The sequence below is a fragment of the Corallococcus sp. bb12-1 genome, from assembly GCF_026626765.1.
Taxonomy (GTDB): domain Bacteria; phylum Myxococcota; class Myxococcia; order Myxococcales; family Myxococcaceae; genus Corallococcus; species Corallococcus terminator.
The window spans coordinates 93,351-107,835 of the sequence record NZ_JAPNJZ010000036.1 but is presented as its reverse complement, the minus strand read 5'-3'; the positions used below and the strand labels follow the sequence as shown (position 1 = coordinate 107,835).

2 protein-coding genes (both only partly in view) are annotated in these 14,485 nt (G+C 70.2%); both read left to right on the top strand.

Annotated elements, in window-relative coordinates; translation table 11 throughout:
• Positions 1 to 9,532, top strand: partial view of a non-ribosomal peptide synthase/polyketide synthase gene (locus tag OV208_RS40265; protein ID WP_267579291.1) — the end only. The gene continues 14,522 nt to the left of window position 1, outside the view; 9,532 of the gene's 24,054 nt are visible here — the last part of the coding sequence; the start codon falls outside the window, past its left edge; the stop codon is at positions 9,530 to 9,532.
• Positions 9,525 to 14,485, top strand: partial view of a non-ribosomal peptide synthetase gene (locus tag OV208_RS40260; protein WP_267579290.1) — the 5' portion only. It continues 12,559 nt past the right edge of the window; the window shows 4,961 of its 17,520 coding nt (coding positions 1-4,961); the start codon lies at positions 9,525 to 9,527; the stop codon falls past the right edge of the window. Before OV208_RS40265 ends, OV208_RS40260 begins: the two co-directional genes overlap by 8 nt.

Sequence of the window (14,485 nt, the reverse complement as noted above, 5' to 3'; positions counted from 1 at the left end):
CTTCGCGGGGGAACAGCGGACGTACCGTCAGGTAGAGACGCGGGCGAACCAGCTCGCGCACCGGCTGATGAAGCTGGGCGTGGGGCGGGGCTCACGGGTGGGTTTGTGCGTGGAGCGGGGCGTGGGGATGGTGGAGGGGATGCTGGGCATCCTGAAGGCCGGGGCCGCGTACGTGCCGTTGGACGCGAGCTACCCGGTGGAGCGCCTTGCCTTCATGGTGCAGGACGCGGGCGTCGAGGTGTCGGTGACGCAGACGTCCCTGATGGCCACGCTGCCAGCGGGCGCGGCACGGACGGTGGTCCTGGATGACGGCTCGCTGGACGCGGAGCCGACGCACGCGCCAGAGAGCGGCGGGGAAGCGGAGGACCCGGCGTATGTCATCTACACGTCGGGCAGCACGGGAACGCCCAAGGGCGTGTGGGTGCCGCACCGAGCGGTGGTGCGCCTGTTGGTGGAGACGAACTTCATCCAGCTGACGGCGGAGGACCGCATCGCGCAGGTGTCGAACGCGTCGTTCGACGCGGCGACCTTCGAGGTGTGGGGCGTGCTGCTGCACGGCGGCCGGCTGGTGGGCATGACGCGGGACGTGGCGCTGTCGCCCGCGGCGTTCGCGGCGTTCCTGCGTGCCGAGCGCATCAGCGTGCTCTTCGTCACCACCGCGCTCTTCAACCAACTGGTGGCGTATTCGGCTGACACGTTCAAGACGGTGCGCCAGCTCCACGTGGGCGGTGAGGCGGTGGATCCGGGAGCGATGCGCACGGCGCTCACACAGGGAGCTCCACGCAAGCTGATGCACGTCTACGGGCCGACGGAGAGCACCACGTTCGCCACGTGGCACGAGGTGACGGAGGTTGCCTCGGACGCGCTCACCGTGCCCATTGGAAAGGCCCTGTCCAACACGGAGCTGTACGTCCTGGATTCGCGGTGGCAGCCCGTGCCCGTCGGCGTTCCGGGCGAGCTGTACATCGGTGGCGACGGTCTGGCGCTGGGCTACCTGGGCAGGCCGGCGCTGACGGCGGAGAAGTTCGTGCCGCACCCGTTCAGCGCCCGGCCGGGGGCCAGGCTGTACCGCACCGGCGATCAGGTGAAGCAGTCGCCGGATGGGGCCGTGGTCTTCCTGAGCCGTCTGGACTCGCAGGTGAAGGTGCGCGGCTTCCGCATCGAGCTGGGCGAAGTCGAAGCGGCGCTGGGCCAACGCGCGGACGTGCGCGAGAGCGCGGTGGTGGTGCGCGAGGACACGCCGGGCCACCGCCGATTGGTGGCGTACGTCGTGGGTCAGTCTGGCGCGGGAGTGACGGCGGAGGGGCTGCGCGCGGAGCTGAAGGCGAGGTTGCCCGAGTACATGGTGCCCGCGGCCTTCGTGCTGCTGGACGCGCTGCCGTTGACCCCCAACGGCAAGGTGGACCGCAAGGCCCTGCCCGCGCCGGAGCAGGCGGGGTCCGCGAACGACGTCTACGACGCACCGAACACCCCGACGGAAGCGACGCTTGCGGGAGTGTGGGCGCGGGTGCTGGGAGTGGAGCGGGTGGGGGTGCGCGAGAACTTCTTCGCGCTGGGCGGGGACTCCATCCTGAGCATCCAGGTGGTGGCGAAGGCGGGGCAGGCGGGGCTGAAGGTGACGCCGAAGCAGTTGTTCCAGCACCCGACGGTGGAGCAGCTGGCGAAGGTGGTGGAGTCGGTCCGCGGGACGGTGGGGGAGCAGGGGGTGGTGGAAGGAGAGGTGTCGCTGACGCCGATCCAGCGGTGGTTCTTCGAGAAGGAGCTGCCGCAGGCGCACCACTTCAACCAGGCGGTGCTGCTGGAGGCGAAGGAAGGGGTGGAGGCGGAGCGGCTGGAGGAAGCGCTGCGGGCGCTGGTGGCTCACCACGACGCGCTGCGGATGCGCTTCGTGCGCGGCGACTCCGGTTGGACGCAGCACAACGCGGGCATCGGACACGGGGCCTTGTTGCAGCGGCTCGACCTGTCGTCGCTCGCGGGGGACGAAGACGCGCAGCGGGACGCGATGTCGGCCGCCGCGAAGGAGTTCCAGTCAGGGCTCCGGCTCGATGAGGGCCTGTTGCTGCGCGCGCTGCTGATGGAGCGCGGAGCGGGCCGGACGTCGCGGTTGTTGCTGGTGGTGCACCACCTGGCGGTGGACGGCGTGTCGTGGCGCGTGCTGCTGGAGGACCTGGGCACGGTGTACGCGCAGCGGCGTGAAGGCCGCGCGGTGGAGCTGCCGGCGAAGACGACGTCATTCCAGGCGTGGGCGCGCAAGCTGGAGGCGTACGCGCGCGGGCCGGAGCTGGAGAAGGAAGCGGCGTGGTGGCTCGCGCAGCCGAGTGAAGTGCCCGCGCTGCCGGTGGACACTGCGGGCGAGAACAGCGTGGCGTCCGCGCGTGGCGTGGTGGAGGGGTTGGAGGTGGAAGAGACGCGGGTGCTGTTGCAGGAAGTGCCTGGTGCCTACCGGGCGACGGTGAACGAAGTGCTGGTGTCGGCCCTTGCGAGCGTGCTGACGCGGTGGACGGGGCAGGGGCGGGTGCGGGTGGACGTGGAAGGGCACGGCCGCGAGGAGCTCTTCGCGGACGTGGACGTGACACGGACGGTGGGGTGGTTCACGTCGCTGTACCCGGTGGTGCTGGAGGTGCCGGAAGCAGGCACTTCTGGAGACGCGCTGCGAGCGGTGAGGGACACGCTGCGGCAGGTGCCGGGCAAGGGCGTGGGCTACGGCCTGCTGCGCTACCAGGGCCCGGCTGCGGTGGTGGCGAAGCTGAAGGAGGCCCCGAAGGCGGAGGTGGCCTTCAACTACCTGGGGCAGTTCGACGCGCTGGCGACAGGGGCTGGAGGCTTCAGTCTGGCGAAGGAGTCGTCGGGCCCTGCGATGGGAGAGGGCGGGCAGCGCGGGCACGTGCTGGAGGTGAATGGGCTGGTGGTGGGAGGCCGGCTGGAAGTGACGTGGACGTACAGCGAGGCGCTGCACACGCGTGCGACGGTGGAAGGGCTGGCGCGGGCGTACACGGAAGCGCTGCGGACGCTGGTGGCGGGGCGTCGGACGGAGGACGCGGCGAGGTACACGCCGTCGGACTTCCCGTTGGCGAAGCTGGACGCGCGGACGCTTGCGCAGGTGCAGGCGAAGGTGGAGGGCTTCGAGGACATCTACCCGCTGTCGCCGATGCAGCAGGGCATGCTCTTCCACGCGCTGCTGGCGCCGAAGTCGGGCGTGTACTTCGAGCAGCTCTCCTGGGCCTTCCATGCCCAAGTGGACGCGCGGGCGCTCAAGCGTGCGTGGGAAGAGCTGGTGGCGCGGCACGCGGTGCTGCGCACGACGTTCCTCTGGGAAGGGCTGGAGGCGCCGTTGCAGGTGGTGCGGCGGCAAGCCTCCCTGCCGTGGCAGGAACTCGACTGGCGCGGCCAGACGGAAGAGGCGCAGCGACAGCAACTGGAGACCTTCCTGGAGGAGGACCGGGCCCGGGGCTTCGACCTCGTGGCGGGGCCGCTCATGCGGGTGGCACTGTTGCGGCTGGACGCGCACGTCCACCGACTCGTCTGGAGCTTCCACCACACCGTGCTCGACGGTTGGAGCCTGGGTCTGGTGATGCAGGACCTGTTCGGCTTCTACGACGCGTTCACCCGCGAGCAGCCTCCGCTGGCGACCGCGCGGACCGCGTTCCGGGACTACATCGAATGGTTGGGTCGGCAGGAGCCGGCCCGCTCCCAGTCCTTCTGGCGCGAGCGGCTCGCGGGCTTCACTGCTCCCACGCCGTTGCCCCTGGACCGGGGCGCGGGCATCAACGACAGCGAGGCTGTCCACCGGCACGGCTCGCAGGAGATCGCCCTCCCGGTGGAGACCACCGTTGCCCTGGAGTCCTTCGCGCGTCGCCACCAGCTCACGCTGGGCTCCGTGGTGCAGGGCGCGTGGGCGCTGCTCTTGAGCCGCTACAGCGGTGAGCAGGACGTCGTCTTCGGCACCACCGTCTCCGGCCGTCCCTCGGAGCTTCCGGGGGTGGAGGGGATGATGGGCCTGTTCATCAACTCCCTGCCGCTGCGCGTGCGGCTCGCGCCGGAGGACACGCTGGTGTCCTGGCTGCGCGGCATCCAGACGCAGCAGGTGGCCCTGAGCGCACATGAGCACTGCCCGCTGGTCCAGGTGCAGGGCTGGAGCGAGCTGCCCCGAGGCCAGCCGCTCTTCGAAAGCCTCGTCGTCGTGGAGAACTACCCCATCGACGCGTCCATCAAGGAGCGCGCCCGGGGCCTCGACGTGCGCGACTTCGAAGGCCGCGAGCGACTGACCCTGCCGCTGGCCCCCGCGGTCCTGCCCGGGGAGAAGCTGGGCCTGCGCCTGTCGTTCCAGTTGTCGCGCTTCGACGCGGAGGCCATCACCCGACTGATGGGCCACTGGCGCACGGTGCTGGAGGGCATCGCGGTCGCGTCCCCCGAATCCCGCGTCTCCGAGCTCTCCCTCCTCACGGGGGACGAGCGGCACCAGGTGCTGAAGGACTGGAACACCACCACCGCGCCCCTGGAAGCGGAGGCGTCGTTGCACGGCCTCTTCGAGTCGCAGGCGGAGCGTACGCCGGACGGCATCGCCGTGGAGCTGGGCGACACGCGCTGGACGTACCGCGACCTGAACACGCGCGCCAACCAGCTCGCCCGTCACCTGCGCAGCCTGGGCGTGGGGCCGGAGGTTCGCGTGGGCGTGTGCCTGGAGCGCTCCCCCGAACTGCTGATGGCGCTGCTGGGCATCCTCAAGGCGGGCGGGGCGTACGTGCCCATGGATCCCGACTATCCCTCCCACCGGCTGGCGTTCTTGCTGGAGGACTCGCGGGTGCCGGTGCTCGTCACCCGTGAGGCGATCGCGGACGAGCTGCCGTCGCGAGGCGAGCAGTTGCTCTGCGTGGACTCCGACGCCGCGCTCCTCGCTCGCCAGGACTCCGGAAACCTGTCCGCCTCCACGGGCGGCCGTCACCTGGCGTACGTCATCTACACGTCGGGCAGCACCGGTCAGCCGAAGGGCGCCCTCGTCGAACACCGGGGCATCGTCAACACGCTGGTTCGAGCCGTGCGGGACTTCGACGTGCGCCCCGGTACGCGCACGCTCCAGTTCGTGTCGATGAGCTTCGACGTGTCGCTGCTGGAGATCTTCTCCACGCTCGCGGGCGGCGGGACCCTGGTGCTGGCGCCTCGTGAGGCCCTCCAGCCCGGCCCCGAACTCGCGCGGCTGATGCGCGAGCGGAGCATCACGACCTCCGTGCTGTTGCCCTCCACGCTGGCGGTGCTGTCCCCCGAGGACTTCCCCACGCTCCAGACGGTGGTGACGGGCGCGGAGGCGTGCTCGGCGGAGTTGATGGATCGCTGGGCGCAGGGCCGCCGCTTCGTGAACTCCTACGGTCCCACCGAGGCGAGCATCACGGTGACGAGCGCGGTCTGCGAGCCGGGCTCCGGGACGCCGCCCATCGGTCGTCCCTACCCGAACGTGCGCGCCTACGTGCTGGACGCGACGCGCGCTCCGGTGCCCGTGGGCATCGCGGGCGAGCTGTACATCGGTGGCGCGGGCGTGGGCCGGGGCTACCTGGGCCGGCCGGAGCAGACGGCGGAGCGCTTCGTGCCGGATCCGTTCAGCGCGGAGCCGGGAGCACGCCTGTACCGGACAGGAGACCTCGTTCGCTACCGCGCGGACGGAGCGCTGGAGTTCGTCGGCCGCACGGACCATCAGGTCAAGGTGCGCGGCTTCCGCATCGAGCTGGGCGAAATCGAAGCGGTGCTGGCGGGCGCGGGTTCGGTGCGCGAGGCCGTGGTGCTCGCGCGGCAGGACGTGCCCGGGGACCGGCGGCTCGTGGCCTACGTCGTGGCCCAGGAGGACGAGGCGGTGGAGGTGGGCGCCTTGCGGCGCTACACCGAAGAGAAGCTGCCGGAGCACATGGTGCCGTCCGTGTTCGTCGTCCTGGACGCGATGCCGCTCACCCCGAACGGCAAGGTGGACCGCAAGGCCCTGCCCGCGCCGGACGCGGTGCGAGCGGAGCAGGGGCCGACCTTCGTCGCGCCCCGCACGCCGGTGGAGGAGACGCTGGCCGCGACCTGGCGCGAGCTGCTCGGTGTGGCCCAGGTCGGCATCCACGACGACTTCCTGGAGCTGGGAGGGCACTCGCTGCTGGCGACCCAGGCTATCTCGCGCATCCGCGCCGCGCTCGGAGTGGAGCTGCCGCTGCGTGCGTTGTTCGAGGCGCCCACCGTGGAGGCGCTCGCCCTGCGGGTGGAGGCCGCGCGTGCGAAGGCGTCACCCGGGGTGCCCCCGCTGAAACCCGCGTTGCGCAACGGCCCGCTGCCGCTGTCCTTCGCGCAGCAGCGGTTGTGGTTCCTGGAGCAGCTGGAGCCCCAGGGAGCGCTCTACAACATCCCCAGCCTCCTGAAGCTGGAGGGGCCCCTGGACGTGGCCGCGCTGGAGTACGCGTTCAACGCGCTCATCCACCGGCACGAAGGCTTGCGGACGACGTTCCACGCGGAGGACGGAAAGCCCTTCCAGCGCATCGACACCGCACCGGCCTTCCCGTTGGCGGTGGTGGACCTGCGGAACGGTCGTGAGCAGGAAGCGTGGCGTCTGGCCCGGGAAGTGGCCCAGAAGCCCTTCGACCTGACCCGCGGGCCGCTCCTGCGCGTGACGTTGTTGCGCACCGGAGACACCGAGCACCTGTTGCTCCTGTCGATGCACCACATCGTGTCCGACGGCTGGTCCGCGGGCGTGCTGGTGCGGGAGTTGGTCGCCCTCTACGCGGCGCGCATCGAGCAGCGTGAAGCCGTCCTGCCCGAACTGCCGTTGCAGTACGCGGACTACGCCGTGTGGCAGCGGGCGTGGTTGCAGGGCGAGGCGCTGGAGGAGCAGGTCGGCTGGTGGCGGCGCGAGCTGGAAGGCGCACCGGCCGCGCTGGAGCTGCCGACGGACAAGGTGCGTCCCTCGAAGCCCACGACGCTGGGCGGCTCCGTGTCCGTGCGCTGGTCGAAGGAGCTGAGCGATGCCCTGCGGGCGCTGGGGCGCCGCGAGGGCGCGACGCCGTTCATGGTGTTGCTGGCGGCCTGGCAGGTGTTGTTGTCGCGCTACAGCGGGCAGGACGACATCAGCGTGGGAACGCCAGTCGCGGGTCGGACCCAGTCGGAGGTGGAAGGGCTCATCGGCCTGTTCCTCAACACGCTGGTGCTGCGCACGCGCGTGTCACCGGCCGACAGCTTCCGGCAGGTGCTCGGGCGGGTGAAGGAGACGACGCTGGGAGCGTTCGCGCACCAGCAGGTGCCCTTCGAGCGGTTGGTGGATGCACTGCGCCCGGAGCGCGACCTGGGCCGCACGCCGCTGTTCCAGGCGATGCTCGTGCTCAACACCGAGGTCGACATCCAGTTGACGCTGCGCGACCTGACGTTGCGCCGGCTGGAGCTCGAGAACCAGCTGGCCAAGTTCGAGCTGAACCTGTCGCTGAGCGATGCGCCGGAGGGATTCCAGGGCGCGTTGACGTACAGCACGGACCTGTTCGAACGCTCGACGGTGGAGCGGATGGTGGAGCACCTCGGGGTGCTACTGGCGGGCATCGCGGTAGACCCGGGCTTGTCCGTGAGTGCACTGCCTTTGATGGGGCAGGGTGAACGGCAGCAGGTGTTGCGGGAGTGGAACCAGACGGCGGAGGTGGTGTCGTCGGAGTGCATCCACACGCAGTTCGAGGCGCAGGCGAAGCGGGTGCCGTCGGCGGTGGCGGTGGTGGCGGACGGCCGTCAGCTCACGTACGCGGAGCTGGACGCACGCGCGAATGGGGTGGCGAAGCGGCTGCGAGCGCTGGGCGTCGGTCCCGAGGCGTTGGTGGGCCTGTACGTGGAGCGCACGGTGGAGTCCGTCGTGGGCCTGCTGGGCATCCTCAAGGCGGGCGGCGGGTACGTGCCGATGGACACGTCGTTCCCGACGGCGCGAGTGAAGGCGATCGCGGAGGACGCAAGCCTGCGGGTGGTGGTGACGCAGCGGACGTACGCGAACGCGGTGGCGAACCTGGGCTGCCAGACGCTGATCGTGGAGGACGTGCCCGCGGACACGACGCGCGTGGAGTCAGGCGTGCGAGGTGAGAACCCGGTGTACGCCATCTTCACGTCGGGCAGTACGGGGCGTCCGAAGGGCGTGGTGGTGGAGCACCGGCAGTTGGCCAACTACGTGGAGACGATTCGGGGCCGGCTGCGGCTGACGGAAGGAATGAGCTTCGCGTCGGTGACGACGCTGGCGGCGGACCTTGGGCACACGGCGGTGTTCCCGATGTTGTGCGGAGGCGGGACGCTGCACCTGGTGGGCAAGGACGTGGCGTCGGACGCGGAGGCGTTGGGCGCATACATGCAGGCGCACCGGGTGGAGGGGTTGAAGGTGGTGCCCTCGCACCTGAGGGCGCTGCTGAGCGGGCCGAATGCGAAGCAGGTGCTGCCGCTGAAGCGACTGGTGGTGGGCGGCGAGGCGTCGGACCGTGCGCTGGTGGAGACGGTGCGGCGGCTGGCGCCGGAGTGCGCGGTGTTCAACCACTACGGCCCGACGGAGACGACAGTCGGCGTGCTGACGAATCCCGTCGAAGGAAGGTGGGACGAAGGGGCGGCGACGCTGGCGCTGGGACGGCCGATTGGGAATGCCCGCATGTACGTGCTGGACGGGAGCGGGCGTCCGGTGCCGCGAGGGGTGGCGGGAGAGCTGTACGTAGGCGGGGCAGTGGTGACGCGCGGTTACGTGGGCCGCCCGGAGCTGACGGCGGAGCGGTACGTGCCGGACGGCTTCGGTGAGGAGGCGGGAGCGCGGCTGTACCGGACAGGAGACAAGGTCCGGCAGCGGGAGGACGGGAAGTTGGAGTTCCTGGGGCGCGTGGACTTCCAGTTGAAGGTGCGCGGCTACCGGGTGGAGTTGGGCGAGGTGGAGGCGGGGCTGAACGGATGCGAGGGCGTGCGCGAGGCGGTGGTGGTGGCGCGGGAGGACGTGCCCGGGGACAAGCGGCTGGTGGGGTACGTGGTGGCGAAGGCGGGCCACGCGCTGGACGTCACGGCGCTGCGAAGCGAGCTGAAGGGGCGGCTGCCGGAGTACATGGTGCCGTCCGCGCTGGTGGTGCTGGAGGCGTTGCCGCTCAACGCGAACGGCAAGGTGGACCGCAAGGCCCTGCCCGCGCCGGATGCGGATTCCGAACCCCGTGCTCGGGAGTTCATCGCTCCGCGGAGTGAGCTGGAGCAGCAGCTCGCGAACATCTTCTCGGAGCTGTTGAACGTGAAGCGCGTGGGCATCCACGACGGCTTCTTCGAACTGGGTGGCCACTCGTTGTTGGCGACGCAGGCCGTCTCCCGCATCCGCCAGACGTTCCAGGTGGAGCTGCCACTGCGCGAGCTGTTCGAGTCGCCGACGGTGGAGACGCTCGCGGTGTTGGTGATGCAGGCCCAGGCCTCGCAGGTGGATCCCGAGGAGCTGGCGCTGTTGATGGCGGAGATGGAAGAGATGTCCGGTGACGAGGCTCAGGCCCTCCTGGACGCGGAACTGGCGAACGGCAGGAAGAACTCCAATGAGTGACTCGTCGAAGCGTTTCTCCTCCCTGTCGCCCGAGAAGCAGGACCTGCTGATGCGGAAGCTGCGCCAGAAGAGCGCGGCCAATCCGGCGGCGACCCTGGTGGCGCGTCCCAGGAGCGCGGCGTCCTTCCCCCTGTCGTTCGCCCAGCAGCGGCTGTGGTTCCTCGATCAATTCGAGCCGCAGAACCCGCAGTACAACATCCCGATCGCGGTCCGCCTGGACGGTTCCCTGGACGTGCCGGCCCTCCAGCGCTGCCTGGACGAGCTCGTGCGCCGTCACGAGGTCCTGCGCACGACGCTGCGCTCAGAGGAAGGCGGAGCGGTGCAGGTCATCGCGCCGCCCGAGCCCCTGGCGTTGCTCCAGGTGGACCTCCAGTCCCTGCCCGCGGAAGCGCGCGAGGCCGAGGCCCGACTGCGCGTGTTCCGCGACGTGCAGCAGCCCTTCACGCTGTCCGTGGGGCCGCTGCTGCGCGCGATGCTGCTCAAGCTCACCGCGACGGAGCACGTGTTGCTCCTGACGTTGCACCACGTCATCTCCGACGGTTGGTCGCGCGGCATCTTCCTGCGGGAGTTCCTGGCGCTCTACGGGGCGTTCAGCCAGGGGCAGCCGTCGCCGCTGCCGGAGCTGGCGATCCAGTACGTGGACTACGCGGCCTGGCAGCGTGAATGGCTCCAGGGGCCGGTGCTGGATGCGCAGCTGGCGTACTGGCGCAAGCAGTTGCAAGGGGCCACGCAGGCCATCGAGTTGCCCACGGATCGGCCGATTCCGGCGATGCCCTCGGTCAACGGCGCGGTGGTGACCGCCCACTACCCGCGCGAGGTGGAAGCCGCGCTGAAGGCGCTGGGACAGAAGGAGGGCGCCACGCCGTTCATGGTGCTGCTCGCCGCGTGGCAGGTGCTGCTGTCGCGCTACAGCGGGCAGCAGGACGTGATCGTCGGCTCTCCCATCGCGGGCCGCAATCGCGCGGAGCTGGAAGGGCTCATTGGCTTCTTCGTCAACACGCTGGTGCTGCGAGCGAACCTGGAAGGCAACCCCACGTTCCGGGACCTGCTCAAGCAGGTGCGTGAGACGACCCTGGGCGCGTTCGCGCATCAGGACGTGCCGTTCGAGAAGCTGGTGGAGGAGCTCAAGCCCGAGCGCAACCTGAGCCGCTCGCCACTGTTCCAGGTGATGTTCTCCGTCGTGAGCGGGGCGCCGTCCTCCGCGCCGACGACCGGCTCCGGGCTGTCCCTGCGAGCGCTGGAGACCGAAGGCAGCACCGCCAAGTTCGAGCTGTCCCTGGACATGGCGGAGACGGGCCAGGGCCTCACGGCGGCGCTCGAATACAGCACCGACCTGTTCGACGCGGCGACGGCGCAGCGGATGCTGACGCACTTCAGCGTGCTGCTGGAGGGCATCGCGGCGAACCCGGACGCGCGAGTGTTGGACCTGCCGATGCTGGGGGAGGCGGAGCGGCGTCGGGTGCTGGTGGAGTGGAATGACACCGACGTGGCGCTGCCGGCGGAGCAGGGGATTGCCGAGCGCTTCGCGGAGCAGGCACGCCTGAGGCCGGAAGCGCAGGCGGTGGTGGCACCGGGAGAAGCCGCGCTGACGTACGGCGAGCTTGAGGCGCAGGCGAACCAGTTGGCGCACCACCTGAGAAGCCAGGGCGTGGGCCCGGAGGTGCTGGTGGGCGTGTGCCTGGAGCGCACGCCGAGGTTGCTGGTGGCGCTGCTGGGCATCCTCAAGGCGGGAGGCGCGTACGTGCCGTTGGACCCGTCGTACCCGGCGGACCGACTGGCGCTGATGGTGTCCGAGTCACGCATGTCACTGTTGCTGACGCAGCAGTCGCTGGAGGGGACGGTGGAGGCGCCGGGCCTGCGGCGCTACCTGCTGGACGCGGAGGCCCCCGCACGGGCGGGCCTGCCCACCGAAGCGCCCGCGCGGACGGCGCAGCCGGAGAACCTGGCGTACGTCGTCTTCACGTCGGGGAGCACGGGGACGCCGAAGGGCGTGATGGTGTCGCACCGCAGCTGGGCGAATGCGTACCTGGGGTGGGAGCGAAGCTACGGACTGAAGGAGGGAGTCCAAAGCCACCTGCAGATGGCGAGCTTCTCCTTCGACGTCTTCGGAGGGGACTTGTCGCGGGCGCTGTGCTCGGGCGGGAAGCTGGTGCTGAGCCCGCGCGAGTGGCTGCTGGAGCCTGGGAAGCTGCACGGGTTGATGGAGGCGGAAGGCGTCGACTGCGCGGAGTTCGTGCCGGCGGTGCTGCGAGGGCTGCTGCAGCACCTGGAGGAGACGGGGCAGCGGCTGGAGAAGATGAAGGTGCTCATCGCGGGCTCGGACGCCTGGTACGTGAATGAGTACCGGCGCATCCGAGGAGTGATTGGAGCCTCCACGCGCCTCATCAACTCGTACGGCATCAGCGAAACGACCATCGACAGCACGTGGTTCGAGAGTGACGCGCTGGGAGCGGGAGACAACCGGCTGGTGCCGATTGGGCGTCCCTTCGCGAACGTGCGGATGTACGTGCTGGACGGGGCGTTGAAGCCAGTGGCGTCGGGAGTGGCGAGCGAGCTGTACATCGGCGGCGAGGGCGTGACGCGCGGGTACATCCACCGCCCGGAGTTGACGGCGGAGCGCTTCGTGCCGGACCCGTACGGGGCACCGGGCTCCCGGCTGTACCGCTCGGGAGACAGGGCGCGGTACCTGGGGGACGGGAACCTGGAGTTCCTGGGCCGGGCGGACACGCAGGTGAAGCTGCGTGGCTTCCGGGTGGAGTTGGGCGAAATCGAATCGGTGCTGGGCAAGCACCCGGCGGTGCGCACGGCGGTGGTGTTGCTGCGAGAGGAGCCGCGACGCCTCATCGCGTACGTGGTGGCGCCGGAGGGCACGGACAGCGCGCAGCTGCGAGACTTCGTGAGGGAGCGGTTGCCGGAGTACATGGTACCGGCGGCCTTCGTGGTGCTGGAGGCGCTGCCGCTGACGCCGAATGGGAAGGTGGACCGCAAGGCGCTGCCGACGCCGGACGGGGCGCAGGAGACGGCGAGCCACGTGGCGCCGAGGACGCCGACGGAGGAGTTGCTGGCGCAGGTGTGGGCTCAGGTGCTGGGAGTGGGGAGGGTGGGGGCGGAGGACAACTTCTTCGATTTGGGCGGGCACTCGCTCTTGGCGACGCAGGCGATGTCGCGGGTGCGAAGCGCCTTCGGGGTGGAGTTGCCGCTGCGGGCCCTCTTCGAGGCGTCCACCGTCTCGAAGCTCTCGCTGCGGATTGAGGCGGCGCAGCGGGCGGGGCAGGAAGCCGTGGTGCCGAAGCTCGTGGCGGTGGAGCGCACCGCGAGCGACTTGCCGCTGTCGTTCGCGCAGCAGCGGTTGTGGTTCCTGGACCAGCTGCAGCCGGGCAGCGCCTCCTACAACATGGCGTCCGCGGTGAAGCTGTCGGGGCGTCTGGATGTGGCGGCACTGGAGCACACGTTCGCGGAGCTGGTGCGTCGGCACGAGGCGCTGCGGACGACCTTCGAAACTCGGGAGAGCCAGCCAGTCCAGGTCATCGCTTCCAGCGTCGCGTCGGCCCTGGAAGTGATTTCGATGACAGGTGGGACGGCCGAGGAGCAGACGGCCGAAGTCAGCCGGTTCGCGAAAGAAGAGACGAGCCGTCCGTTCGACTTGAGCCGGGGTCCGCTCTTCCGCGCGAAGCTGGCGCGGCTGAGTGCCACCGAACACGTGCTGGTGCTGGTGATGCACCACATCGTGTCGGACGGCTGGTCAATGGACGTGCTGGTGCGCGAAGTGGCCGCGCTCTACAGCGCGTACGCCGAAGGCCGCTCCTCGCCGTTGCCGGAGCTGGAAGTGCAGTACGCGGACTACGCGGCGTGGCAGCGTGGCTGGTTGAAGGGCGCCGTGCTGGAAGGCCAGCTCTCCTGGTGGCGCCAGCAGTTGGAGGGCGCGCCGCACGCGCTGGAGCTGCCGACGGACCGGCCGCGTCCGGCGACGCAGAGCTTCCGGGGCGCGAGGGCCGCAATCCAGTGGCCGCGAGCGCTGGAGGAGGGCGTGGCGGCGCTGGCACGCCAGGAGGGTGCGACGCCCTTCATGGTGCTGCTGACGGCGTGGCAGGTGCTGCTGGCGCGCTACAGCGGGCAGCAGGACATCAGCGTGGGGACGCCCATCGCGGGCCGCAACCGGACGGAGCTGGAAGGACTCATCGGCTTCTTCGTGAACACGCTGGTGCTGCGCACGAAGCTGGAGGAGGGCGCGAGCTTCCGTCAGGTGCTGCGCCAGGTGCGCGAGACGACGTTGGGGGCGTACGCGCACCAGGAAGTGCCGTTCGAGAAGCTGGTGGAGGAGCTGAAGCCGGAGCGCGATCTGAGCCGCACGCCGCTCTTCCAGGTGATGTTCACGATGCAGAACACGCCGGGCGGCTCGGGAGAAGCGCTGCCGGGCGGGCTGGTGCTGAGCGCGGTGGAGACAGAAGGCACCACGGCGAAGTTCGACCTGACGCTGGGAATGGCGGAGACGGGCCGAGGCCTCGCGGCGTCGCTTGAGTACAACACGGACCTCTACGACGCGGAGACAGCACAGCGGCTGTTGGGGCATTTCGGGACGTTGCTGGGCGCCATCACGAGGACTGCGGATGCGAGCGTTTGGGACCTGCCGCTGCTGGAGGCCCAGGAGCGTCAGCAGGTGCTGAAGCAGTTCGCGGGCCCGGTGGCTCCGGAGCGTGAGGCCGCGGAAACGATCCACGGCCTCTTCGCGGCGCAAGTGGCGAAGACGCCGGGCGCGGTGGCGGTGGTGCACGAGGGTGCGGAGCTGACGTACGCGCAGGTGGAAGCGCGAGCGAACCAGTTGGCGCGTCACCTGATGACGCTGGGTGTGGGGGAAGAGAGCCGGGTGGGCGTGTGCGTGGAGCGCACGGAAGCGATGTTGGTGGCACTGCTGGGGGTGCTGAAGGCGGGGGCGTCGTACGTGCCGCTGGACGC